This is a genomic window from Zobellella maritima, from assembly GCF_003075035.1.
GTDB lineage: Bacteria > Pseudomonadota > Gammaproteobacteria > Enterobacterales > Aeromonadaceae > Oceanimonas > Oceanimonas maritima.
In genome coordinates this window covers 84,449-110,308 of record NZ_QCZE01000001.1, presented here as the reverse complement: position 1 = coordinate 110,308, position 25,860 = coordinate 84,449, and the positions used below count along the sequence as shown (strand labels likewise).

The following is a 25,860-nucleotide window of genomic DNA, read 5'->3' as shown; positions in this document are numbered from 1 at the left end:
CTACAAAAATCAGATCCGAGAGCAGGCACGCCCTAGTCCAAGGCCACCTGCGTTGGATAAGGTTAAAAACATTCACTGGATGTTCGGTTCGTCAGCCGACTAAGTGCAGGCAGCAAGCTGCAATGCATCCATCACAACCTGATATCAACTTCCTCGGCACTTAACACATACTTAAGGTCATAGATAACATGCTCTTGCTTGGTAAACGCCTTGATACCCCCGGCGCCAAGTGAGCGGAACTGATGATGGGCAACAGCCAGAATAACCGCATTATATGCACCTTGCTCCGGCGCCAGAACAGGGACAATACCGTACTCCTGTTCAGCCTCGGCTGTATTTACCCAAGGGTCAAATACGTCTACTTTTACCCCGTATTCTTTCAGCTCGCGGATAATATCCACCACCTTGGTATTGCGGATATCAGGACAGTTCTCTTTAAAGGTCAGGCCCAAGACCAGCACCTTGGCACCATTGACATGAATACGGCGTTTGAGCATACCCTTCACCAACTGAGATGCCACATAGCGGCCCATGGCGTCGTTGATGCGACGGCCGGCGAGAATGACTTCCGGATAGTAGCCAATGGCCTGTGCTTTATGCGTAAGGTAATAAGGGTCAACGCCAATGCAGTGGCCACCAACCAGACCGGGGCGGAACGGCAAGAAATTCCACTTTGACCCAGAAGCCTTGAGCACGGCTTCGGTGTCAATCCCCATCTTGTTAAAAATGACTGCCAGCTCGTTAATCAAGGCGATGTTCAGATCACGCTGGGTGTTCTCAATCACCTTGGCCGCTTCAGCCACCTTGATACTGCCGGCCTTGTGGGTACCGGCACCAATTATGCTGCCATAGAGGACATCGACAAAGTCAGCCACTTCCGGGGTAGATCCGGATGTCACTTTCATAATGGAGGCGACCCTGTGGTCTTTATCACCCGGGTTGATCCTTTCCGGGCTGTAGCCGGCATAGAAGTCTTCATTGAACTTGAGACCGGATATTCTCTCCAGCACAGGTACACAGTCTTCTTCTGTCGCCCCCGGATAGACAGTAGACTCATAAATGATGATATCGTCTTTTTTTATCACCCCCCCCACAATTTCAGAGGCTTTTTTAAGTGGCGTCAGATCGGGTTGACGATGTTTATCTATCGGAGTAGGTACGGTAATAATATAAACGGTTGCAACTCGTAGCTCTTCTGTTTCTGAGCTGTATATTAACTTATTTGCCTGACTCAGCTCGTCAGCACTCACCTCCAGTGTATGATCACGCCCCGAGTGTAATTCATCCACCCTCTGTTTGTTTATATCAAAGCCAATAGTAGGGTATTTCTTTCCAAACTCGACTGCTAACGGCAACCCTACATAACCCAGGCCAATAACTGCAATCCGAGTGTGCTCCGATAGTATCTGCATGATAACTCCATTAACACACATTACCCCTTGTCATTACCAACAAGACAATACATCGGTAAAACAAGACAACTTTCAAACAACCATTCCTGGCAAAGTTACATTAATGGCTTGCCAGACTCCCTAAAATGTAGAGATGGTACAGCGTGGCTGACAAGTGTTGAGTCACGATGCATAAACACAGTTCCATTATTAAACGCGATAATTAGAACATCATGAAGAAACAACCCACAATAATAAAGCACGCTACCGCCAGCCGGGTTTATTGGTTTATCCCTATCAACCCGCAATTCGAAAACAAATAACCAGTGAGCATAATGCATCACATAATAATCAACCAGAGATTATAAGTGATAACGAGCACACCTTATTCAAGGGCCATAATAACTCAACCGTTCCATAAGCAAATTGGCCGGCAGTACGAAAAAAAACTAACCAAAACACACTCCAGGCTTCAGGCTTCAGGCTTCAGGCTTCAGGCTTCAGGCTTATTGTAATCACCATAATACCCGCTATACCCATAGCCATACTTTTGAGCCTTTTTCACATCCAGTTGATTAAGTACAACTCCTTTCACAGGTGCTCCCACCTGCAGTAATTTACCCAGCCCGGATTGTGCAACGGGAATAGAGGTAGCATCACTTTTCACTACAAAAATCACCGCGTTGGTATAACGCGACAGCAATAAGGCATCGCTCACTCCCAGAGTAGGTGCCGTATCAATAATAATCCGTTCATACTGGGCTTCCAGTTGCTTCAAAATCCCTGAAAGCCGCTCTGAAGACAGTAATTCCTGAGGGTTGGGTGGCACTGTACCTGTTGTTATTACATCAATTCCCTCAAGCTTAATAATACAGTCTTGAATTTCGGCGCTACCGATAATCAGGTTGGCCAGGCCCGGCGTACCTGCCGGTAAGTCGAATGTTTTCGCGATGGATGGCCGGCGCATGTCGGCATCTATCAGCAGCGTTTTTTCAATCTGTCCCAATGCCATAGCCAGGTTGCTGGAAAGAGACGTCTTGCCTTCACTTGGCACACTTGAGGTCACCATGATGACCTTGTAACTGCGATCCATACTTGCAAGCACCAAACTGGTGCGCAGGGAGCGTATCGATTCGGAAAATGCCGGATCGGTGTCTTGCCTGAATAATTGCGTCAGTTTGCCTGGCTTGCCCTTGACCAGGGGAATGACTCCCAGCACCGGCTGATTCAGGTTATTTTCCACCTCTTCATCACCCTTGAAGGTGCGATCCAGTACCCCCTGTAAAATCACCACTCCCGTGGCGACAATCAAGGCAACCACAGAAGCAGCCATAACCAGTGTTAGCATCTGGGGTTTAATGGGTCTCTTGGGCACCAAGGCCCGGTCTACCACCCTGGCATTGACCGTATCCAAATCCTGGGTTGCCGTGGTTTCTTTCAGCCGGGTCATAAAGGTATCGTACAAGGTACGGTTGCTTTCTACCTCGCGCTGTAACTCACGCAAGCGAAACTCATTGCGACTAATGCTCTGAACCTGTTCCTTGTTTTGCTCAAACGAACTTTGCAGGCCGCGCTCACTGGCCACCGCCAGTTGATAACTGTTTTTAATGGACGCCACCACCTGCTCTACCTGGGCCTTCAAATTGGCCCGGGCCGAGTTTAGTTCGGTCTGGGCCACCACCATGGCAGGGTGTTTAGAGCCGTACCGGCGGGAAAGCTCCTGAACCTTGGCATTAGCAGTGGCTTCGGCCGCCTTGAACTGGGCCACAAGCGGGTCGGCCATCACTGCCGGCACACTGGCCAGCCGACGATAACTTGCACCTTTCATTGCCATCAACTGGTTATACTGGCTTTCCGCCGCATTGCGTTCCTGGCGGGCATCGGTCAATTTGCCACTGATCCCACTCAACTCGGTGGCGCTGACGGTCGTAATGCCTTCAAGATTCAGCAGGTTTTCTTGTTCCAGAAATTCTTGCAGCCGACGCTCAGAATCACTCAGGGTGTTTTTCAGGGAAATAAGACGTTCATTCATCCAGTTGGTGGCGGTTTGGGTCATTTCCATCTTGGCTTCCAACTGGCTTTCTATATATCCATCGGCCAGGGCATTGGCAGCCAGGGCAGCGGTGGTGGCATCAGCCATGTCTGTACTGACCTCTATCAGCTGAGTTCGACCCACTATCGAAACGCTTACTCGCCGCTGAAAATCCTCGACCACCTGATCGAAAATGTCGATTTCACTGAGTGCTACCGGTTCTACGTCTTCTTCAAGCTGCTCCGGTTTGATAATGGGATTCAGCTTGCTCAGCAAGAACTGCCAGTCAATGAAGGGCCCAGGTTGTTGTCGAGGGTCAAACTCAGGATGAGTATCCAGGCCCAGGTTGCGTACCACCCGCTCGGCCAATGCCCTGGACTTGAGCAATTCAAACTGTGTGACCAGATAATCATCTCCCCCCTCCACGCCATAGATCTGCTCAATAGACAAAACATTGGCCGCCTTGTTTTCAAAAAGCAGCGTGGCTGTAGCCCGGTAAATTCGGGTCATATTAGAGACCAGCAGAACTGTCAAGGTGGCCACGATCAGGGTGAAAAAAATAATGCTCCATATACGGCCGGCAATAAAACGCCAAAGCAGAACTGGGGCCAAAAGATCCATTGATTTCTTTTCATCATGGCCAACACCGGGGAGTTTAATGATGTCCATTAGAAGAAGCTCTCCTCTATGGTGATAATGTCACCGGGCATCACCTGGGTATCCAGGTTGGCCTTCCTGGATTTTCGGTTTGGATCTTGGTCATGAATAATATAGAAAGCGCTGCGCGACGCCCGCTCGCTAAAGCCGCCGGCCAGCGCCACCGCCTTGCGCAATGTCATGCCGGGCTGAAACGGATAACCACCGGGATTACGCACTTCACCATTAACGTAGAATTCACGGTATTCAAGGATACTCACCGTCACCTTGGGGTCGACCAGATAATCGCCCCTCAAGCCTTTGGTAATAAGATATTCAACATCCTTGATGGTTTTTCCTTTGGCGCTGACTGTGCCCAGGAAAGGATAGGAGAAAGTACTGGCATCGTTGAGTTGTACCCGGTCAAAACTCAAGTCTGCCTCACCAAATACACTGATGCGGATTTTATCACCCGGACCCAGGATATAACGCGAGTCGATATATTGAGCCTGAGCAGCCCCGATGGTCAGCCCAAAACCCAATAAGATGCACAATATTCCTATCACCTTCATCATGTTAATTCCCTTTAAACTACTAACAAAGGTAAAGCAGCCTCCGGTATTAATTGCTGAAACAGCGTTAGCTCAGTTGATATTTCCATTGGCAAACATTTGCTTACCTTTTATAACCATCAGTGGCATCAAAAGCCTTGCACTTTGCTATTTCTCTCCGGTTCAATCCATTTGAATCCGAAAAGTGAAACAAGCTTCAAAAGCAGGATGCTTCATAGGTAAAAGCATAGGATATGCACAAAGTCCTTGCCGCAAAATCTGTGTAACCGATGGAAAGTCTCTTTGCTCCAGCCGAACCGGAATTGGGTATGTAGGCTAATTTTTATCCGTGTTCTACACTAGGTTCAGGCGTAAGGCCCATTTAAAGATAACCGGTCGCTCAGCATTAAGAAGGATTCAAACTTGCCTGCTTTTGCCGGCGCGTATTGGTTGTAACTGCACTGATATTAGATACTTAGAGAGGGCAGCTCCCCATGCATAAAACATCTCCCGCCTTATTGCTGGTTGCCCTCCTCGCTGCCGGCTCTGTTCTTGCCGCCCAGGCCGATCTGGACGCACTGACCACAGCCGGAGTAAGGCTAAGCAACGATCAGAGCAATGCCATACGAAATGCCAGAGAAGCAGAGGATATCACTGCTACCATGGAAAAGTTAGTCGCCTCGGTAGCGGCGATCACCCCTGCCGATGAGGCTGCCGTTACCATCAAGGCTGCGGTCAACACCATGGTTACCGTTCGCCCACATCTGGCCACAGCCATTGTGAGCGCCACCTCCAGGGCGCTGGCCGACTCTCCAAACCTGGTAGCGACAGTGGTCGAAGCCGCGGTAGCAGCCGCTCCCAACCAATCTAAAAATATCGCCAAAGCCGCCAAATCCTCCGTGCCCGGCGCCACACGGGCAATAGACAATGCGGTGAGCAATGGCTTGTCTTCCGTTATTTACAAGCAGCACAAATCGCCACAAAACGCGCCCCAACCAGAAAGCAACAGGAGTAGTAGACATGACCCCGCCAGCCCAAGCTGAGGGGGAAGAAAAGTTTGAAGGAGTAAGAGGAGCTAAAGAATGCGCCGACGGCGCATGGTGGGGAGGCAAAGTTTATCGGCCTGGGCCGGGTTTGCTGTGTTTTTATGGCCTGCCGGCCAACTCGCCGCGGGGTCGCACCTCCGCTGTAGGAGCGTCGACCCCGGCGCGATAATATCCGAAGGATATTTAATGGCCTTGAAGCCAAACCGGCGCGATGAGTTAGCAGGGGTTTAGCCTGGGCCGGGTTTGCTATTTTTTATGGCCTGCCGGCCATATCGCCGCGGGGTCGGGCCTCCTACAAGGACATCTACCGAATTTGGACTTTACTGTGGGAGCGTCGACCCCGGCGCGATGAGTTAGCAGGGGTTTAGCCTGGGCCGGGTTTGCTATTTTTTATGGCCTGCCGGCCATATCGCCGCGGGGTCGGGCCTCCTACAAGGGCATCTACCGAATTTGGACTTTACTGTGGGAGCGTCGACCCCGGCGCGATGAGTTAGCAGGGGTTTAGCCTGGGCCGGGTTTGCTATTTTCTATGGCCTGCCGGTCATATCGCCGCGGGGTCGCGCCTCCCACAAGGGCATCTACCGAATTTGGACTTTACTGTGGGAGCGTCGACCCCGGCGCGATAATATCCGAAGGATATTTAATGGCCTTGAAGCTAAATCGGCGCGATGAGTTGGCAGGAGTTATGGCCTGGGCCGCTCCTCCTACAAATCGCCGCTGTTTCCGTAACCCAGCGGATTTTCTGCCTGCCAGCGCCAGGTATCCATCATCATCTCGGCAAGACCGCGCTCCGCTCGCCAGCCTAGCTCAGCCGCCGCCCTGGACGGTTCGGCATAACACTCGGCAATATCGCCCGGTCGCCGGTCCACCAGCTCATAGGGCACCGGCCTGCCCGAGGCCTGCTCAAACGCCGCAACCATTTCCAGCACCGAATAGCCTTTGCCGGTGCCCAGGTTATACACCAGCCAGCCGGAGGCACTGGCCAGCTTATCAAGCGCCTTCAGATGCCCCAGGGCCAGGTCAACCACATGGATATAATCGCGCACACCAGTGCCATCTTTAGTGGGGTAGTCGCTGCCGAACACCCTCAACTTATCCAGCCGGCCCACCGCTACCTGGGCAATATAAGGCAACAGATTGTTGGGAATACCGTTGGGGTTCTCCCCTATCAGCCCGGAAATATGGGCGCCCACAGGATTAAAATAACGCAGCACCGCAATACGCCAGCGCTCATCTGACTGTGCCAGGTCCTTAAGAATTTGTTCCACCATAAACTTGGAGGTGCCGTAGGGATTGGTCGTTCCGCCGACAGCAAAGTCCTCGTTGATGGGCATGGCTTCCGGCTCGCCATACACGGTGGCGGATGAGCTGAACACCAGTCGGAACACCCCGGCCCTGCGCATTTCGTCCAGCAGCACCAGGGTGCCGTTGATGTTGTTGTCGTAGTAATCCAGCGGCTTTTGCACACTTTCGCCCACCGCCTTGAGCCCGGCAAAATGTACCACGGCCTCAATGGCATACTCGGCAAAAATACACTGCAGCAGACCTCGGTCGCGAATATCGCCGGCCACAAAGCTCACTTCCTTGCCGGTGATCCGCTCAACCCGCTTCAGCGACTCGGGCGACGAGTTGCTTAAATTATCCAGCACCACCACCTGTTCACCGCTATTCAGCAGCTCGACCAGGGTATGAGAACCAATATAACCGGCGCCACCGGTCACCAAAATCGTCATTATCACTCCCGCTTGCTCAAATTATTAAATGATAAAAAGAAACCGCTGAGCCCCTTGTGGGAGGCGTGACCCTGCGGCGATATAGCTGGTAGGCCCCAAACCGATTGAATCCTACCACAAACCATCCCGCCGAGGTCGCCCCTCCCACAAAGCCATCAAATATCAGCACATACCATCACGCCGGGCGCCCTCCTACAGCAATATCAGAACACGGCAGTGATCCTGTGGGAGGCGCGCCCCCGCGGCGAGTTGGCCGTAAGGCCATCAAATATCATCCATATATCATCGTGCCAGGGGTGCCCCCCACCAAGTCCGACATTTCCACTCCCCCCCTATCTTCAATCACCCTGCCACACTAGTGGGCTATCACCACCTCGGTATTGGGCAATACACCTTCAAGATCCGCCTTCAGCGCCTGTTTGGCCGGCGCATCGCCGTGGATCAGCCGAATTTGTGCCGGTGCAGGGGTAATGCCGGTGGCAAAATTTATCAGATCCTGCCGTCCCGCATGAGCCGAGTAACCGCTCACCTGATGTACCTGGGCGCGAATTGGATAGCGCTCGCCATCCAGCTCTACCCAGCCGCCACCCGAAGTGGACCCAGAACCGTAATGGGCACCGTATTCCAGAATATCCCGCCCAGGTGTGCCCTCGGCCTGGTAGCCCACAAACAACACATCATTGCGGGCATCACCAAGCAGCGCTTTCAGGTAGTTGACCACCCGGCCCCCGGCGCACATGCCCGATCCCGCCAACACGACGCAGGGCCGGTGCGAGCGGGCCAGATAATTCACCGCGTTCAGATGATCCCGGTGGCTGTTGATCACCGTTAATTGCTCAAATGACAGCGGATGGCGCCCCTCGGCCAGCCGCGCTTTCGCCTCGGCATTCCAAAACGGCTTAAGCTTGCGGTACAGGGAGGTAAAATTGGCAGCCAGGGGCGAGTCAACTACTATCTCCAACTCGTTCCAGGGCAAATCGGGGGCCGCAGCCTGGCTGCCGAACTCGGCAATCAGGCTTTCAATTTCATACAGCAGATCCTGGGTGCGCCCCAGGCTGAATGCCGGGATCAGCAAGGTACCGCCATCGGCCAGCGCATGCTCAATGGCATCCTTCAGCCGCAGACGCCGATCTCGCCTGCTTTCGTGATCTCTGTCGCCGTAGGTGCTTTCCAGCACCAGCATATCGCACCGCTCGGGTGGCACAGGCGACATCAACAACGGGGAATAAGGTGCACCCAGATCGCCGCTGAACACCGACCGCTCATCCCCGGCCTGGCATTCCACATAGGCCGAGCCCAGAATATGCCCGGCCCGCTGCAGGCGAACCTTCATATCGGTTCCCGCCACCCGATGCCACTGGTTATAGGGCAACGGCACCAGCCGTGATCTGAGTACCTTCAACACCCGATTGATCAGTTTTTTATCGCGGGTAAAGCCGATTTTAAGCGCATCCTCCAGCATGGCTGGCAACAGCAGGGCCGATGGCTCCGAACAGATTACCGGCCCCTTGAAACCGGCGCCCAGCAAATAGGGGATGCGCCCCACATGGTCGATATGCACATGAGTTACCACCAGCGCCCTGATATGACCGATCTCAAAATCGATGGTCAGATCGTCCCGCCGCTCCGTACCCTGAAACAGGCCACAATCGATAAGAATGCCGGCCCCGTCCAGCCGCAGTTCATGACAGGAGCCAGTCACCCCCTTCACCGCCCCGTGATGCAACACCTCGATCCTGCCGTTATTCATGCCACCTCCGGCCAGAACTGAACTCAAACAACTCCAATTTAGTTCACCAGAAACAAAAAAGCCCGGTGCTGACTCACAGCACCGGGCTAATAAAACCAGAAGATCATCACGCCGGAATCGGCCTATGCACATAGCAACCCTGACCAATATTTCGCTTATGAGCCTCTTAATAATAAAAGCAGTTCCTTGGTCTTTTGCTGCATCAACTCAACATCATGACGGCTTTCCACATTCAATCGCACCACCGGCTCGGTGTTGGAACTACGCAGATTAAACCGCCAGTCGCCCATATCCAGGCTGATGCCGTCTGTGGTATCCACCGATAGCACATGGGGCTGATAAGCCTCTTGCACCCGCGCAATGGTCGCCTTGGCATCGGGCAGCTTGCTGTTGATTTCGCCGGAAGAAGGGTACGCCGCCATGCGCTCGGCTAGCAGTTGTGACAGCGCTTTGCCACTAACACACATCAGCTCGGCCACCAACAGCCAGGGGATCATGCCGCTATCGCAGTAGGCAAAATCACGAAAGTAATGGTGCGCACTCATTTCCCCGCCATAGACGGCATCCTCAAGACGCATCCGCTCCTTAATAAAGGCATGGCCGGTTTTGGACTGCACCGGCACCCCACCGGCCCGGGTAACCACATCGATGGTATTCCAGATCAGGCGCGGATCGTGAATGATTCGGCCACCGGGCTGATTTTGCAAAAACGCCTCAGCCAGCAGGCCGACGATATAATAGCCCTCAATGAAGTTGCCCTGTTCGTCGAACAAAAAACAGCGATCGAAGTCACCATCCCAGGCAATGCCCATGTCGGCGCCATGGGCTAGCACCGCATCACGTGTAACAACGCGGTTCTCGGGCAGCAAGGGGTTGGGAATACCGTGAGGAAAGTGGCCGTCAGGCTGATGGTGCACCCTGATAAACTCAAAGGCCACCCCCAGTGAACTCAGCTCCCGCGCAATGGCATCCAGCGCCGGCCCGGCGGCGCCATTGCCGGCATTCACCACCAGCTTCAGTGGCCTGAGCCGGCCAGGGTTGATGTAAGACACCATATGCCGTGCATACTCGGCTTTAAGTCTTATCGGCTTGATACTGCCCCGCTTCACCACCTCTCCCCATGCCTGGCTTTCTGCCAGCCGCTGGATGTTTTTCAGGCCGCTATCGCCGGAAATGGGCCTACTACCTTCACGCACCAGCTTCATGCCGTTGTAGTCGATAGGATTGTGGGATGCGGTCACTTCAATACCGCCGTCCATCCCCAGGTGGAAGGTGGCGAAATATACCTCCTCGGTACCTGTCATGCCCAGATCGAGTACATCGGCGCCCGCATCGGCCAATCCATTGGTCACGGCCAGTTTCAACGCCTCACTGGTGAGCCGAATATCGCCCCCCACCACCACGGTTTTGGGCCTGAGGACCTCGCCGTAAGCCCGACCAATGCGATAAGCAATGTCTTCGTTCAGTTCATCACCCAGCCGCCCACGAATATCGTAGGCCTTGAAACAGCTCAGGAGTTGCATTGAATACCTCTTGAACAAGTGGAAACCACAGCCCCTGCGACCATGATATTAATAGCTGTACCACTGCTTGAGAGCCAGTTTGTCTACCGAGAAGGTAAGTAAGTCACGATTAATGCATGACCGGTTGTATCGCCTTCAGTGACTGATTTGAGTATTACTCAAAATACCAATTCTGATAATAGGTAGCACTGCCCACCGGCTCGGACAAGTGCCGGTGCACCTTCAAAGCCTCTCCTGCCGCCAGCCTTGCCTTGATGGCGGCCAATGACACAACGGAAAACTGCCGGGCATGGGGATACTCCAGCCGCAACCGCTCCGCCAGGGTTTGTGCCTCTTGCTCCCTACCCAGAGCCAGTAACGCCACCAGGTGGTTGTGCAGCAGGCTGCTCCTCGGCAGGCGGGCAATCATGGGTGTTGACCAGGCCAGATAGGCCTGTAATCCGGACTGGTCGCCTTCCGCCAATGCCGCCTCTAGTTCCGCACTGTGCTGATACAGTTCGCGCCTGTCTTGCCAAAACCAGGGGTTCCACACTGCCGTTAGTCGCTCTTCATTGGCAAATCGCTCTCGTTCAAAGTGAGTCAGTTGCCAGGTAGTTTGCAGCCCGGTGGCCATATAGAACATGGTCACCAGGCCCACCGTGAGCAACAAGGCTCTTCCGGGCCAGGCAGGCAACCGATAGTACAATCGCCCCCGGCCATATTCGCTGTCGAAAAACCACAGCACCACCAGCAGCCACAGCCAATGCACACTGGAGTGACCCAGCGGATATTCCGACATCAAGTGGCCCATCAAGGGCAAGATCAGGGCCAACAGCGCCAGCCGTTCACTCCAGGGCAGATGGAGCAATAAACGGCACAGCCCCAGGGCCAGCAGCATGAAAGCCAACAGGGTAATAGCACCGCCTTCGGCCAGCCACAGCAGCACCTCGTTATGGGGATGGTGCAGGCCGCCAGGCATCTGCGGTATTGGCCCTCCGGCCGCTAGCAAACGGGCTGCCTCGGCATAATAGGCCGGCTCGAAACCGCCATAGCCCACGCCCAGCCAAAGATGGCGAACAATCATGCTCAGAGTCGTCGCCCAGATCTCATACCGCACACCCAGCTCACCATACACCTCCAAGGTGCGTTTATAGGCATCGCTCTGCAGTAACAGCACTATTCCGGCACAGGCCCCAAGCAGCACCATACCAACCAGCAGCCAGCGTTGCGGCCAGGTACTCAAACGCAACCAGCACACCGGCAACAACAGCAGCAAACCGGCCAGCAGGCCATATAACCCGGCCCGGCTTTGCAACAGCACCACCAGCACAATGCCCATTACCGCAACCAGCACACACCACAGCCACATCAGCCACCGGGCCCGACCGGCGCGCATGACCACCAGCAGATACAAGGCCAGCACCACACCGCTGCCCACAAAACTGGACATCACATTGCGCTGCATAAAAATGCCGTAAGGCAAGCGTACCCGGGTATTAAATCGAAACCAGTTGTCCGCCGGCAGCAAAAAAAACTGCACCAGGCCAAACAGCATCTGCAGGGTTGCCAGCCCCAGCAGCAGGCACAGCAACAAACGCCGTTGCGAGGCATTAAACCGGCATTGCTGCAACACCAGATAAAACAGCACGCCTCCGCTCAACCCCAGCAAACGCGGTAATGCCTGTACCCGAGTGGGTTCGGCGTGAGCATAAAAAAAGGGCAGCCACAATATGGCTGCCCCCAACAATAAAAACCACCAAAAATCGGAACTCACCAGCATGGGCCGCAACGCAAAGGCCCCCGCGGCCAGCATGGCCCCAATAAACAACCAGGTAACGGCGTTAAAGGGTAATGCCAACCCCACCCCTCCCAGGTGGTGCATAAAAATATGCTGGCCTAACAGGCAAAGCAGGCCGAAAAGAGCCAGCATCCAACGGGAAGAACCAACCGCTAACACACGCATAGCACCTTATAAAATAGAGAACAGCCCTCGGTGGAGGCGCGCACCCGCGGTGATATGGCCTAAGGCCAACAAATATCCTTCGAATATCATCGCGCCGGGGTCGACGCTCCCACAGCAAAGCCTAAACCCGGCAGAGAACCTTGTGGAAGGCGCGACCTCGCGGCGATATGGCCGTAAGGCCATCAAACATCATCAGATATCATCGCGCGAGGCCAACCCACCCACACTAATGGCAACCTATATTACTCTTTACACTTCACCTGCCAGCTGGCGATCTGCTGCAAAAGCCCCTGAGTGGCTGAATCTTGTTGCCCGTTACCAATGCCGGCCAGTTCATCAACAAGTTGAGCTGCCAGCTTTTTCCCCAACTCCACCCCCCATTGATCAAAACTGTTGATGTTCCACAATACCCCCTGCACAAAGGTCTTGTGTTCATACATGGCAATCAGGGCGCCCAGGTTATAAGGATTCAGCTCATCACACAGTATGGTCGTGCTGGGGCGGTTACCTTCCATCGTTTTGTAGGGTGCCAGCCGTGCAATTTCTTCTGCACTCAGCCCTTCAGCTTCAAGCTCAGCTTCTACCTGCTGCCTAGTTTTACCAAAAGCCAGTGCCTGGGCCTGGGCCAGCATGTTGGCCAACAATTTACGTTGATGCTCAGGATACGGATAAGAGGTTCGAGCAAAACCGATAAAATCAGCCGGCACGACCAGGCTGCCCTGGTGCAGCAGCTGAAAAAACGCATGCTGGCCATTAGTACCCACCTCTCCCCATACCAAGGGGCCGGTACTATAGGTTATCGGCCTGCCACAGCTATCTACACTCTTACCATTAGACTCCATATTCAGCTGCTGCAGATAGGCCGGAAAACGCTTCAAGTGATGACTGTAAGGAAATACCCCTTCGCTACTCAGGCCCAGCACATTGATATTCCAGATACTAAGCAGCGCAAGTAATACAGGAATATTACGCTCAAAGGGGGTCTCTCTCAGATGTTGATCCATCTCGTGGGCACCCGCCAGCAACTGCTCAAATCGATCAAATCCAAGAGCAAGTGCAATAGGCAGGCCGATGGCGGACCACAGCGAAAAGCGCCCGCCCACCCAGCTCCAAAATTCGAACATATGCTCGGGGTCAATGCCAAACGCCTGCACCGCAGAAGCATTGGTCGATACCGCCACAAAATGCTTTTTAACCTGCTCCCGATCACCACATGCCGCCAGCAGCCAGGCCCTGGCGGCATGGGCGTTGGTCATTGTTTCGTCGGTGGTAAAGGTTTTGGAAGATACCACAAACAAGGTACGGGCCGGCTCCACCTCTGCCAGTACCGAGACCAGCTGGGCACCGTCCATATTAGACACAAAGTGTGCCCGAATTCCCTTGTCCTGATAGGGCGCCAGGGCCTCGACCACCATGGCCGGCCCCAAGTCGGAGCCACCGATACCGATGTTGACCACATCAGTAATGGGTTGGCCGCCAAAGCCGCGCCAGTCACCGGCATGCACCCGCTCACAGAAAACCCGTAGCCGGGCCAGTTCCTCATGAACCCGCGGCACCACATTCAACCCGTTCAGCTCGGCAATCGCCCCCTCTGGCATACGTAACGCAGTGTGCAACACAGCTCGTTCTTCGGAATGGTTAAACAGATTGTTGCCGAACAAGGCCTCTATGGCCGGCAGCAGCTCCATGTCTCGCGCCAGATCGCACAACATGGCCAGCACGTCGGCAGACCAGTGCTGACGAGACAAATCCACTCGCATGTGTTGACCAAATGAAAAACAAAAACGTTCGAACCGTGCAGGGTCATCGGCAAAACGCTGGCTCAGACCCACTGCCTTTTCACGAAGCCTGAGCTCCTGTAACGCTACAATCCGTGACTGCTGGTGCAAAGATTTCATTCCAATCCCATAATTTATTATTAATAATGTCGCTATTCCAAGACAAAATCATGAAACGCCTATTCCTGATTTTCCACAAATTATCCTGTACTCTTTTTCTACGCTGAAATGTCACATACTTATCTTTTTCCCGTCCAATCATCGTCATATCGACTTGACGAAAGACGCTATAGCGACCCTTTCACATCCATCATCTTGCCGGTAGCTCACCCGTAGATTCCGCATATCTTTTTAGAACAGGTTTCAAACCTGCTAAGCTACCAACAAAATAAATGCTGCCCTACCGACATATCATTTCGTATAGTGATCCGCTGACCTAACCCTACCTAGCCCCAAAGCCGGTTAGCAGGGTTCGGATAGTTTTATAAACAATCAGAGCATCCAGCCACAGGGTAAAGTTTTTAATGTAGTAAAAATCGTATTCAAGCTTTTCCTTCATGCCGTCTACCTCGGCGGCGTAACCCTGCTCTACCTGAGCCCAACCCGAAATACCGGGGCGCACTATGTGCCGGTAGCTGAAAAAAGGTACATCACGCTCATACCATTCAGAAAGAGAGCGAGACTCAGGCCTTGGACCAATAAAGCTCATATCGCCCTTGATTACATTAAAAATTTGTGGCAACTCATCAATCCGGTATTTACGGATGATTTTTCCTACAGGAGTAATACGTGGATCATTTTCGCCTTCGGTAAAGCCACTACCTTCACGATCAATATACATACTACGAAATTTGTATACCCGAAACAGCTCTCCCCGGTAACCCATTCGCTCCTGAATAAACAAGGCCGGACCATCGCTATCTTTTTTAATCCACAGAGATACCAGACCCAGCACCGGCAGCAACAAGGGCAACATGAGCAACGACATCGCCAAATCAACCAGTCGCTTAAAGATGGAATAAATCAATGAGGGTTGCAGCGAACCAAACTCATTTTCGGACAAGTGTTCTACCTTCACCTTGCCGGTAAGCGACTCGCGAATGTGCTTGTAATGATAAACGGGCACACCTGCCAGTGTGCAACGGGCCAGAAATCGCTCCCATTCATTGGGAATGTCTGCGTGCAAATCGGCTACCACCGCATCTACCCGCTCACCACTTAGCCTAGGGCCTTCAAGCCGCAACCAGTGAGCGCCAGGTAGCTTTTCCATGTTCTTCGCCTTACCCATGGGCACCAGCGCCAGCCGCTGACGAATGTGACGTACCACCGTAAAATAACAGCCAAAGCTGAACAGAATATTCAGCCCCAACGCATAACTCAGGTAATACACCGAGTAGTCCATACGGAAGGCCCAAAACAGCAATGCCAGCATACTGTAATATATAAGCAGGGTTGGCAGAATATAGCTGGCTGAACTGGAGCCTGGAAAACTCAACAATTTTCGAAGAGTTAAAAAGCTGATGGCATAAGCCAGCGCTGCGCCTGTAAGGCTGTTAAGCCGCCAGCTGTCCAGTTCCATAACAAATCCAGGGCCCCACACCAGCAAAGCAGGCCCTCCCAGAACGAGTAAAGTGCCCAGCAAAAAGCGAATGGGCCACTTTTGCAACCACTGCCCTCTCCACATCGAACCCCGTAAACGGATCACCTTATCCACGAGAGTGCTCTCCTTTCTTATTGGTTATCATCAGGTTTTAATATCTTTTTATCCCAGTGCCAGGCAGCTGACACTGCTCGCTTCAAATCGCCCTCAGCGTGGCCTCAACCACCAGGTTCTCGTCGAACTTTTCTTCAACCAGCCGGCGGCCGTTATCAGCCAGACGCTGGCGCTCCTCGGCATTCATATTCAGCATTTTTTGCATCGCCTGCTGCAGCGAGCGGCTGTTGCGCGCTTCGCACAGCAGGCCATTAACGCCGTCGCTCACCACGTTGCGGCAACCAGGCACATTGGTGGTGACCACCGGCAACCCCATGGCGCCGGCTTCCAGCACACTGCGGGGCATGCCTTCGCGATAGGATGGCAGCACCATGGCATCTACCTGCGCCAGAACCTCTTCCATGGCGTCCGTCGGCCCAAGCCATTCAATGCCCGGCTCTTTGGCCCACTGCTCCAGCTGGGACTCACTGATGGCAGACACATTGCTGACATCGGCAAAGCCGCAAAGCCAGAGGCTGCAGACCTGCCCCCTGGCGTTAATACCACGCACCGCCTCAATCAATTCATGCAGGCCCTTGTCGGCGAGCATGCGGCCAGCATAGAGGAAGCGGAATGGGCCATCATGGCCACGACGTTTATTGGGGTGAAAGCGTTCCAGATTAACGCCGGATCCCGGCAGCAATTCAAGCCGCTGACGAGGCACCAAGCGTTTATCCACCAGCAGTTGGTGATCTTCTTCATTCTGGCAAAACACCCGCTGCGCCAGCGGCTGGCTGGTTTTGTAGAGCATCCGCACAATGGCTGCAACGGGGCCGGTGCGAATAAAGGCTGTTCCAAGGCCAGACACATTGTTCAGTGCCGGCACACCAGCAGCACGGGCCGCCCAGGTGCCATAGACATTATTCTTGATGGTGAAATGCAGCGCTGCCACCGGGCGCTCACGCCGGTAGTAACACCACAGGCGGTACACCAGACCCAAATCGCGGACCGGGTTGCTGCCCTGATTATCCATCGCCAGCGGATACCAACAACAACCCAGATCCGACTCCAGGCGCTGACTGTAGTCATCCATCGGAGACAGACAAACCACACGGTATCCCTCAGCCTGTAACCGGCGAATGGTAGAAGCACGAAAGTTATATAAATACCAGGAAGTATTGGCAGACAGGGTGATAGTCTCGCTCAAAACGTGACCACTCCTTTATGACGTAAACGATGAAATGTATGCAAGTGGCCAGCGCTTCTACTGAAATGGTGCAAACTTATATGGCAACCAGGCATAGGCATGATTGGCAAAATTAAGCCACACAAACTGCACCAGCCCATAGTAGGCAATAACCAACAACACCCAGGATTGATTACTTTTACTCCAGCTTCCCAGCACCTCAGGCAGACGGGAGAAAATAACCAGCTGCAAAGGAAGAAAGTAGAGAGCCACCCGATCAACCGCTGTTGAGGAGGAAGACACCGCCAGCAATACCAGCATCAGCAGAGAAATCAAGGAAATCCACAGCCAGAGCTTGTGTTCTTCCGAACTAAAACGAAAGCGCTTGCGATAAAGTAAAAACAGTGCGGCTGGCACGGCATTCATTAACAGACGGATAAGTGCGCCTTGGGATTGGTATTCCGCCAAAACATAGTTGGCGTAGAGCGCTTCAACCTCGTCTTCCAACAATACCGCATAGGCCAAAAGGGCTGCTACCGATACCCAAGCTACCGTCCAGTACTTGTTTTTGGAGGCAGCCAAAGCTGCAACAGGAATAAGCAGCACTGCCGATTTATGAAAAGTAGCGGCCAGCACCACCCAAAACACAAACCAAAGGGTAGAGCCACGAACCAGTGACACCAAGCCAATCATCCCCAGGCCCAGTGCCACTCCCTGGCGGGTGTAGCCCATGCCCAGCACCAGCACCAGATAGGGAATGGCGATCACCAGTGCCAGTGCTGGCCGGGGTTGAGCCCGGCAAAACACCACTAGCCCGGCAACAAACACCAGCGCACATAGCAGGTTTACCATATAAATACCCCAACCACTTTGCACGCCAAGCCAGTTAAATAGCATATAGCCGGGGTCGCTCATGGCCAGCACCTGGCCCAGGCTCTGAGATTGCACCATCCAGATGTAGCGAAAGTAGTTAAACCAGTCTCCCCCCACCTCAAAACGCAGGCCCACCACCAGCGCCAGCAATAGCCAGGCCAGCCACCAAAGCGGCAAGGTGGCACCACTGTGGCGAGCCACCTCGCCCTGTACCTGCCGGACCCGGCCAGTGCTGGCGGCCAGTGCCGCCATTAAAAACATAATCCAATAGGTAAACATTCAGTTTGTCTCGTTTTCGAGCCAGGCCTGGAACATCAGTACCGGCCACAGCCGGGTGGCGTGGTTATATTTCCCACTAATGTGTTCATGCCAGATTTGCCGGATGGCAGATACATTAAAGAAGCCTTCCTCGGCCAAACGCTGTTCATTCAGTAATGCTTCAGCCCACTCACGCAGCGGGCCACGCAGCCAGTCATCCAGCGGGATGGCAAAACCCATTTTAGGGCGCTCTATCAGCTCTTCAGGCACATGGCGGTACAACACCTGGCGCAGCAACCACTTGCCCTCGCCGTTACGAATTTTGTAGTGCAGCGGCATTTGCCAGGCCAGCTCCACCACCCGGTGATCCAGCATGGGTACCCGGGTTTCCAGACTGGTGGCCATGGCGGCCCTGTCCACCTTCACCAGAATATCGTCGGCCATATAGGTTTGTGCATCCATGGCCATCATCCAGTGCTCAAAGCTGTCGGTTTCAGGCCATGCCTCTGGGGTGGTAAGCAAAGTAGCCGGTTCACTGGCTCCCAATACGACACTGGCAGGATCCTGCCAGTGGCTGGTTAAACGATGAAAAAACTGCTCACCATTGTTTAGATCCAGTACCCCAGCCAGTTTGTGAGCCTTATCGCCGGGGGTGCGCAGGCGCAGTTTACCCGGCAATACAGGACCGGCCAGGCTAAACAGCTTGTCCCATGCATTAGGGGAAAGCGCCCTCAGGCCATGGGCAGCAGCTTTGCGAGCAGGGTTGGGAAGCTTTTGCATTCTGCCCCATACTCGCCGTGCCATAAGATAACGGTTATAGCCGCCAAAAAGCTCATCGCCACCATCACCACTGAGCGCCACGGTAACATGCTGCCGGGCCAGCTGACTGACCATAAAGGTAGGAATTTGCGAACTGTCGGCAAAAGGCTCGCAATACATTGCAGGTAGTTTGGGAATAACACTCAGGGCGTCGTCTGGTGAAACGTACAGCTCAGTATGCTCAGTGCCCAGGTGGCGAGCCACCTGCTTGGCATGCTCCGCCTCGTTATAGCCACCTTCGGCAAACCCCATGGTAAAGGTGCGCACCGGTTGGCGGCTTTGCTCCTGCATCAGCGCCACTATGGTGCTGCTGTCTATCCCGCCGCTTAAAAAGGCACCTAGGGGTACATCGGACAGCATTTGTTCACCAATACTGCCACTCAGCTGCTGGCGCAGGGCATTAACAGCCTCTTGCTCGGTGCCGGCAAAGGCGTTGGCCTTTCCCTGCTCTACCGCCTGATTAAAGCTCCAGTACGCCTGGGGCTGCGCTAGCTTAGCCTGCTCTGGTATACCCAGAGGCAAAGTAAGAAAGTGGCCCGGCAACAGCTTACTAACCCCTTGGTAGATACTGTGAGGCGCTGGAATATAGTTATGACGCAACAACAGCGTCAGGGCATTGCGATCCACTTCCGCAGTAAAGGCGGGATGCGCTTTCAGCGCCTTTAGCTCAGAGCCAAACAGAAAGGTTTCTCTCTGCCAGCCGTAGTAAAGAGGTTTTTCCCCCATACGATCCCGGGCCAGGGTCAGTTCGCTGTTTTTCCTGTCCCACAGGGCAATGGCAAACATGCCTACCGTGGCCTGCAGGGTGTGTTCAATGCCCCAGGTAGCAAAACAGGCCAGCAAGGTTTCGGTATCGGAATGCCCCTGCCAGGCCACGGCATGACCATGCCGGGCCAGCTTATCACGCAGTTTAAGGTGATTGTAAATTTCGCCATTAAACACCAGCACATAACGACCACAAGTCGAGTGCATGGGCTGAGCACCGGCCGGAGAAACATCCTGAATGGCCAGGCGCCGGTGTCCCAGTACTAGGCCGGCAACTTGATCATGCCAGTAATCACCGGCATCGGGGCCTCGATGCTGGAGGGAGGCATTCATATTGAGAATAATTTCTTCTGTAGCCAATATTGGCTGTAAGCTGAAAAAGCCGTTTAAACCGCACATATCTTCAATGTTCTTCTTTAAAGGGGTTGCTTGGATTGATACAAGTCCAAATAGTGGCTTACTGTTTTGTTCAGAGAGTAATTCTCAACTACACGCTCGCGAGCAATCTTCCCTATCTCAGCCCGCTCTTCTTTACTCCACGACAAAGCCCTTTTCAAGGCATTAGCCAAAGCCAAGGAATCGCTTGTCGGGACTAAAATACCAGAACCACCAATAGCCTCTCTTACTCCACCGCAATCAGTGGAGATAATCGGGCAATGACAGGACATCGCTTCAAGAATTACCATAGGCAGACCTTCCCAAGCGGAAGACATAACATAAAAGTCGCAGGCAGACATCAAGTCAAGCACATCATTTCGCACACCCAAAAAACGAAATTGCTCAACTACGGATAGTGATCTGGCCTGCTCTTCGAGCTTGCTTCGTAAAGGACCATCACCGGCGACGAGAACATAGGGCTTATGTCCTTGCTTAGAAAGATGACTGATAGCCGAAAGTAAATTAGGGTAATCTTTCTGTTCCCAAAGACGACCTACAGCAAGAAAAACTGGCGTACCATCATCTAAACAAAGCTCATTACGCACTTTTTTACGGGCTTGATCATCGTATATGAAGGTAGTTGTATCTATGCCATTAGGTATTGCCACAATATGCCCGCTGGGCGCTGCTTTTTTCTTCTCAAAAGTCTTAACTGCCTCATGAGATACATTAGTAAAAGCATCAGCCAGACCATTAGTAAGTCGATAGGCCAGCATAACAACACTATCACCTTCATTGGTATTATGTGCGCTGCTTACCAATCGCTTCATTGGTGTGGCAACCCTTAGCAACCGGCACAGTATATTAGGATGGAGCATATGACTGTTCACTACATCAGGCTGATAGTCTTGAATTAGGCGCCTTAGGTTCAATAACCCTTTAAATACACCTAGCAATGTTTTTTCCAGGCCAAGATTGACCAAACGCACCCGTTTATCAAGGGGTTGAATTTCTACAAGCCCATGAAAAAATGCAATTACAACTTCATGACCATGAGCTACATACTGATCAGCCATATTGGCTACTAATCGCTCAGCCCCGCCAACTCCCAGCCCAGTTATAACAAGCAATATCTTCACTTCAGCCATACCTCAAAGATTAATTCATTGACCACACAACACATCGCATTTAAAACAGCTAAATCTAAACAATAACCTCCAGCCACTGACCAATTATCTTATCAGGCTGATATTGTTTGGCCTTTACTTCGCTCTGGCGTGAAAGCCGTTCTCTTTCCTTTTCGTCTGCCATCAGCTCTATTAATGAGTTTGCTAGCTCGTCAGTATCACCCACTGGAATCAGGCGTGAGTCAGTACCGCTCAAAATTTCTGACGGTCCCAATTCACAGTTAAAGCTTACTATTGGGAGCCCATATGACATTGCCTCAACCAAAACCATGCCAAACCCCTCAAACCTAGAGCTCAAGCAATAAATAGCAGATTTCTGATAATACTTTTCCATATCTTGTTTGTTGCCTACAAACTCCACACTACCAGAAATACCATACTCAGCAGCAGAATTTTCCAACGCATTCTTATCCTCTCCATCACCTACTATATGAAGCTTCCAATCTGGGTAGGAGTTATTAACCTTTTTCCAAGCAAGAAGTAAAAGATCGAATCCCTTTTGGTAGGTTAGCCTTCCTGCAGCCAATACAACCTTACTTTCAGTATTTAAGGAAACATTTTTCACAGGAAATGGAGAGGGGTTGGGTATTGTAGTAATCTGAGCCCTATGTCTTGTATGTTTTAGCCAGTATTCCTTGTCTTGTTCGGTAAGTGTAACAACGACATCACAAAGCCAAGCTGCCATATGGCGTGCCAAACGCCGCCCTTTCTGACCCAGATCGATATTATAATTAAAATGCTCCCAACAAATATGCTTTATAGGAAGCCCAACTGTTGCAGGAGCTGTATACAATACCGACATACTTTCCACAACGATTAAAACATCAGCTTTTTCTTCTATTAGAAGCCTTCTTATACCTCGTATTAGGGATGGCACTCTATACAGGATTCGACCTGCTCCATTAAGCACAGAAACTATACTAACCTTTGACTCTAATGGAAAAAATGGAGTATTACCCTCAACCATACTCGCTAAAACCACTTCATGACCAGAGCGCGAAAGCTCATTAGCGATAACGGACGCTACACGTTCAGTGCCACCTGAATTATTGAAATTCCCACCAAGAAAAACAATTTTCAATCATCACCTCAAACATCATCAAAAAACATGCAGCTAAATAATGGCAACACCCATGCATCTCTTTAAGTTTCGACCATATCACCTACCACCAGCAATATTTGATCTTATATATTTCTCAGCACAAATTAGTGCAGAAAAAAAGCCATTCATCCTCCCCAAACCTGACAGTTTTAAACACCCACTAACCCAGCGGTCTTCCTTTATCAGACACCGAACCTCCTTGATGGGGTTTCGTATTTTTAAGCGACGAACAATTGACGAGCTAGACTCATCACATTCGCCAACATTGTGGCTTTGTTTGATCACTGACAAAACATCATTTCTGCTTGGAGATATTACCGAACCGCCAACTAAATCTATTAAATTGTTTATCCTGCGCTTTCTAACTTCAGGGTTTTTAAGGTAATCATCCAATAAAAGATCAATTACATTACTAACGATATCATCAATAAAACTGACATCATTTATTCCTTTTGACTCTTCAAACACAGGCTGAACAACGCCTTTATCATACTCATATCTAACTAGCCGACCAAGTTGCTTATCTGAGACAATTGATTCCAACCAAGAGAAGCTCAACGTCGCCAAATCTGGGATCTTGCTGTGATCGAGCAGGAACCCAGGCCACAAAGGAAAGGTAGAATTAGCTTTTTGTAAAGTATGATAAACTCTTTGAGATGATGCGCCAAGAATGAAAAAGTTGTTGCAACTGAATTGGTTACGCAATTGATATCTATACAAGTCCTCAAAAGCTGTCGCTGCATAACCAATATCAACAATTACACTATCATCAAGCTTGTCATGGAAATATTTATTCAACAACGAAATTTGCTCAATAAAGCCATTTAAAATAGGTCTGAAGCTTTCTTGAAGAAGCAATTCATAACCACTTCCATTAATTTCTGCTAGCTTAACCCAACCAGCACCATTATCTTGAACTGAGTAAAACTTAGAGTCGAACCCAACCTTTTCATATAGAGTAAGGTAGTCACGATAAACCCATACGTATTGGGCATTCAAAAAGCTAGATAACCTCCTATTCAAGGAAAGGGACGAAAACTCGATATCATTAAAAAAACCTTTGCTCTGAATTTTTTCTGAGACCACCAATAATATTGATGCATCTCTGGTGCAGAAATTAACCTTGCCCACTTTGTTTATTTTTGCTACACGTATAACCTCAGCAAAATAAACAGCCATAAACTCCGTGATAGTTTTCTTTATACTCCCCTCAGCAGTATCCGGCCTCTTTAATTTCGCACTATCTTTGACATGACTTGATACATTCCTAGATGATGACCATGCTCTTTTAAGCTCATTTTTAATATCAAAATAAAAAAACGCATTAACCCCAGCCTTTCTCGGCTTTATAACATCACTGGTATAGTTATCACCTACATGCATCAAATTACATAATTTAATACCTTCAAGCTCACATACTTTTTCAAATATTTCTCCACCACACTTCGTAACTTCCATTTCACTAGAGACATAGACACAATCAAAAACATCAGAAAGCCCAATGCTATCCAGTATTCTATTAATGCACCCCAAAGGTAGATACATATCTGAAATAGCTATAACACGCTGATTTTTAACTTTAATCTCTTTAATCAGATCAAAAATATTGTCATTCGCAATACAATTCGAGATTTCATGGCAAACCTCGATATCTATCATTTTTTCAATAGTGGCTGACACTTCAGCACTTGTTAGAGCAATGGCATCCGTTAATATAAGGTGCTGCAGAAGTGACTCATAAGCTTTATTAATATTGACTTCATAACCTATCGATGGTTTTGAAAGATTAAAAAAAAAGTTTCTCATTCCAATAAATTCATCTAAATCACATGCGTCTTTGTTGCACTTCAGATAATCATAAAGCAAACTACATACTTTATATTGATTTTCATAGGAAAGGTTTTCTTTTCTCAATATACATGTATCAAACAAATCGAAACTTATAACTTTTAAACTAGGCTCACCAGACTTCCTTTTCAAAACACTCTCGCCAACCCTGTTGAGCACAATATAATCATGAACAATTGAAAAGATTTGCCTAATAAAGGTAAATAAAAAAAACATTTACACCCCTTCACTCGATTTAATTTACTTCATCTGCTGTAATGATTTTAACATTACTATTGTGTCTGAAAATATCTACAGCGGCAGAGTTATATGTAATAACACAACTTATCCTTGACTCTAGTAGCAGTAGCAACTCCGCTGGGGCAACCCCCTCAATTGACTTATATTTCTTTAGGGTTTCAGGAAGTTTTTTTTGTCGAGGATGAGGTTTTACAATGATATTATCATGTGGTGACAAGCGAACAGCCTTTTGATAAAAAAAGTTTTCCTCCTTAATAGACATAATCCCATCAAGGTGTAGAGGCTGAGAGAATATTACAGTCAACATTCCATCACACTGTTCTAATTCACTCTTTAGTTTTCCAAATGAAAATATCTCGCCTACTGTTTTTGATACCGTTTCTGACTTAAACAACTCTTTCAAGTTAATGTACGATACCCTTTTTCCTTTTGTGTAGCTTAAGGATGCACTACTTTTTTTCGTCAAAATTATCTCATCAATATATGGGGATCGGCCGTATGCTTTTCTTAACCCCCCATAGATAATAAAATCCTTTATTTTTCTAAAGAGACCCGAAGGCTCAAAGTTAATGTTAAAGCCTTCTATATGATTCCCTTCACCTTCTTCTATCAAGATGAACTTACCTTTTCTATAAAAAAAAGGTGAAAACAATTGGTTGTCAGTACCGAAAAATGTTGTTTCTCCCCGACCGGACATAAACTTAACCAAGCAAAAAATTTTTAATCTAACGAAAAGCATATATAAAACAAATTTAATTTTATTATCATATGGAGCTGTTTTTAAAATATGCGAATCAAGTTGTGATGAAATTTGATGATGAATAGTTTCCTCTAGAAAAAAAAATGTTTCACCCAGTCTACTTGGATAACACATACAGTAAATTAACAATGGCTTTACTGATGATGAATAGAAAAAATATTTATAACTCATGATTAAACACAATATAGTTCCATTTAACATACATTATGAAGCAACTAGGTAAAATATACTTTTGTTCTTCACATCAAATGAAAAACCAACCTCTCGCCATCACTCTATAAGTTTAACCTTTAGAGTGATGAGGTAAATAGTAGGCTCTCTATTCTTTCTTGTTTTTTTAATTATTTATAGATGACGTATCAACCATCT

Annotated in this window: 17 protein-coding genes; 1 reads left to right on the top strand and 16 read right to left on the bottom strand. The window is 50.3% G+C overall.

Features of this window, described 5'->3' with window-relative positions; genetic code table 11:
• Window positions 1-131: 131 nt before the first annotated feature.
• The 3 genes from tviB to DCS96_RS00475 form a co-directional block, all read right to left on the bottom strand.
• Window positions 132-1,412, bottom strand: a complete 1,281-nt coding sequence (gene tviB / locus DCS96_RS00485; protein WP_116472431.1) for a Vi polysaccharide biosynthesis UDP-N-acetylglucosamine C-6 dehydrogenase TviB — start codon at window positions 1,410-1,412, stop codon at window positions 132-134.
• Window positions 1,413-1,884: 472 nt separating this feature from the next.
• Window positions 1,885-4,092: a GumC family protein gene (locus DCS96_RS00480; RefSeq protein WP_116472430.1), complete on the bottom strand. Its 2,208-nt coding sequence runs from the start codon at window positions 4,090-4,092 to the stop codon at window positions 1,885-1,887.
• The gene (locus tag DCS96_RS00475; RefSeq protein WP_116472429.1) at window positions 4,092-4,634 is read right to left on the bottom strand and encodes a polysaccharide biosynthesis/export family protein; all 543 of its coding nucleotides are present in this window, start codon (window positions 4,632-4,634) and stop codon (window positions 4,092-4,094) included. The genes DCS96_RS00480 and DCS96_RS00475 overlap by 1 nt, the downstream gene beginning before the upstream one ends.
• 470 nt (window positions 4,635-5,104) lie before the next feature.
• On the opposite strand from DCS96_RS00475, the gene DCS96_RS00470 reads away from it, so the two are divergent.
• Window positions 5,105-5,653 carry a hypothetical protein gene (locus tag DCS96_RS00470; protein WP_116472428.1) on the top strand — a complete coding sequence of 183 codons (549 nt, stop codon included), beginning with the start codon at window positions 5,105-5,107 and terminating at the stop codon, window positions 5,651-5,653.
• Window positions 5,654-6,360: 707 nt separating this feature from the next.
• Here DCS96_RS00470 and galE read toward each other — a convergent pair.
• The 13 genes from galE to DCS96_RS00400 form a co-directional block, all read right to left on the bottom strand.
• A complete protein-coding gene (gene galE / locus DCS96_RS00460; RefSeq protein WP_116472426.1) occupies window positions 6,361-7,389 on the bottom strand; it encodes a UDP-glucose 4-epimerase GalE in 1,029 nt (342 codons plus the stop codon).
• Window positions 7,390-7,744: 355 nt separating this feature from the next.
• Window positions 7,745-9,139, bottom strand: coding sequence for an MBL fold metallo-hydrolase (locus tag DCS96_RS00455; RefSeq protein ID WP_116472425.1), 1,395 nt, complete (start codon window positions 9,137-9,139; stop codon window positions 7,745-7,747).
• 155 nt (window positions 9,140-9,294) lie between these two features.
• Window positions 9,295-10,662 (bottom strand): phosphohexomutase domain-containing protein, encoded by a 1,368-nt coding sequence (locus DCS96_RS00450; RefSeq protein ID WP_116472424.1) that lies wholly within the window; start codon window positions 10,660-10,662, stop codon window positions 9,295-9,297.
• 154 nt (window positions 10,663-10,816) lie between these two features.
• Window positions 10,817-12,523 (bottom strand): PglL family O-oligosaccharyltransferase, encoded by a 1,707-nt coding sequence (locus tag DCS96_RS00445; protein ID WP_198649887.1) that lies wholly within the window; start codon window positions 12,521-12,523, stop codon window positions 10,817-10,819.
• 323 nt (window positions 12,524-12,846) lie between these two features.
• Window positions 12,847-14,502: a glucose-6-phosphate isomerase gene (gene pgi / locus DCS96_RS00440; RefSeq protein ID WP_116472422.1), complete on the bottom strand. Its 1,656-nt coding sequence runs from the start codon at window positions 14,500-14,502 to the stop codon at window positions 12,847-12,849.
• 322 nt (window positions 14,503-14,824) lie between these two features.
• On the bottom strand, window positions 14,825-16,096 hold the full coding sequence (locus DCS96_RS00435; protein ID WP_232818149.1) for an exopolysaccharide biosynthesis polyprenyl glycosylphosphotransferase: 1,272 nt from the start codon (window positions 16,094-16,096) through the stop codon (window positions 14,825-14,827).
• Between the two features lie 82 nt (window positions 16,097-16,178).
• The gene (locus tag DCS96_RS00430; protein WP_116472421.1) at window positions 16,179-17,282 is read right to left on the bottom strand and encodes a glycosyltransferase family 4 protein; all 1,104 of its coding nucleotides are present in this window, start codon (window positions 17,280-17,282) and stop codon (window positions 16,179-16,181) included.
• Between the two features lie 57 nt (window positions 17,283-17,339).
• The gene (locus tag DCS96_RS00425; protein ID WP_269801908.1) at window positions 17,340-18,386 is read right to left on the bottom strand and encodes an EpsG family protein; all 1,047 of its coding nucleotides are present in this window, start codon (window positions 18,384-18,386) and stop codon (window positions 17,340-17,342) included.
• 27 nt (window positions 18,387-18,413) lie between these two features.
• On the bottom strand, window positions 18,414-20,375 hold the full coding sequence (gene asnB, locus DCS96_RS00420) for an asparagine synthase (glutamine-hydrolyzing) (RefSeq protein WP_116472419.1): 1,962 nt from the start codon (window positions 20,373-20,375) through the stop codon (window positions 18,414-18,416).
• Between the two features lie 17 nt (window positions 20,376-20,392).
• Window positions 20,393-21,502: a glycosyltransferase gene (locus tag DCS96_RS00415; RefSeq protein ID WP_116472418.1), complete on the bottom strand. Its 1,110-nt coding sequence runs from the start codon at window positions 21,500-21,502 to the stop codon at window positions 20,393-20,395.
• Window positions 21,503-21,557: 55 nt separating this feature from the next.
• Window positions 21,558-22,622 (bottom strand): glycosyltransferase family 4 protein, encoded by a 1,065-nt coding sequence (locus DCS96_RS00410; RefSeq protein WP_116472417.1) that lies wholly within the window; start codon window positions 22,620-22,622, stop codon window positions 21,558-21,560.
• A gap of 78 nt (window positions 22,623-22,700) precedes the next feature.
• Window positions 22,701-24,707, bottom strand: a complete 2,007-nt coding sequence (locus DCS96_RS00405) for an HAD family hydrolase (RefSeq protein WP_116472416.1) — start codon at window positions 24,705-24,707, stop codon at window positions 22,701-22,703.
• 19 nt (window positions 24,708-24,726) lie between these two features.
• Complete coding sequence (locus tag DCS96_RS00400; RefSeq protein ID WP_157953544.1) at window positions 24,727-25,662, bottom strand: polysialyltransferase family glycosyltransferase; 936 nt, start codon at window positions 25,660-25,662, stop codon at window positions 24,727-24,729.
• Window positions 25,663-25,860 lie beyond the last annotated feature (198 nt).

Coding starts and splice junctions, on each gene's coding strand:
- tviB (WP_116472431.1), bottom strand. CDS start 1,412: ATGCAGATACTATCGGAGCACACTCGGATTGCAGTTATTGGCCTGGGT.
- DCS96_RS00480 (WP_116472430.1), bottom strand. CDS start 4,092: ATGGACATCATTAAACTCCCCGGTGTTGGCCATGATGAAAAGAAATCA.
- DCS96_RS00475 (WP_116472429.1), bottom strand. CDS start 4,634: ATGATGAAGGTGATAGGAATATTGTGCATCTTATTGGGTTTTGGGCTG.
- DCS96_RS00470 (WP_116472428.1), top strand. CDS start 5,105: ATGCATAAAACATCTCCCGCCTTATTGCTGGTTGCCCTCCTCGCTGCC.
- galE (WP_116472426.1), bottom strand. CDS start 7,389: ATGACGATTTTGGTGACCGGTGGCGCCGGTTATATTGGTTCTCATACC.
- DCS96_RS00455 (WP_116472425.1), bottom strand. CDS start 9,139: ATGAATAACGGCAGGATCGAGGTGTTGCATCACGGGGCGGTGAAGGGG.
- DCS96_RS00450 (WP_116472424.1), bottom strand. CDS start 10,662: ATGCAACTCCTGAGCTGTTTCAAGGCCTACGATATTCGTGGGCGGCTG.
- DCS96_RS00445 (WP_198649887.1), bottom strand. CDS start 12,523: ATGCACCACCTGGGAGGGGTGGGGTTGGCATTACCCTTTAACGCCGTT.
- pgi (WP_116472422.1), bottom strand. CDS start 14,502: ATGAAATCTTTGCACCAGCAGTCACGGATTGTAGCGTTACAGGAGCTC.
- DCS96_RS00425 (WP_269801908.1), bottom strand. CDS start 18,386: ATGGCGGCACTGGCCGCCAGCACTGGCCGGGTCCGGCAGGTACAGGGC.
- asnB (WP_116472419.1), bottom strand. CDS start 20,375: ATGTGCGGTTTAAACGGCTTTTTCAGCTTACAGCCAATATTGGCTACA.
- DCS96_RS00415 (WP_116472418.1), bottom strand. CDS start 21,502: ATGGCTGAAGTGAAGATATTGCTTGTTATAACTGGGCTGGGAGTTGGC.
- DCS96_RS00405 (WP_116472416.1), bottom strand. CDS start 24,707: ATGTTTTTTTTATTTACCTTTATTAGGCAAATCTTTTCAATTGTTCAT.
- DCS96_RS00400 (WP_157953544.1), bottom strand. CDS start 25,662: ATGAGTTATAAATATTTTTTCTATTCATCATCAGTAAAGCCATTGTTA.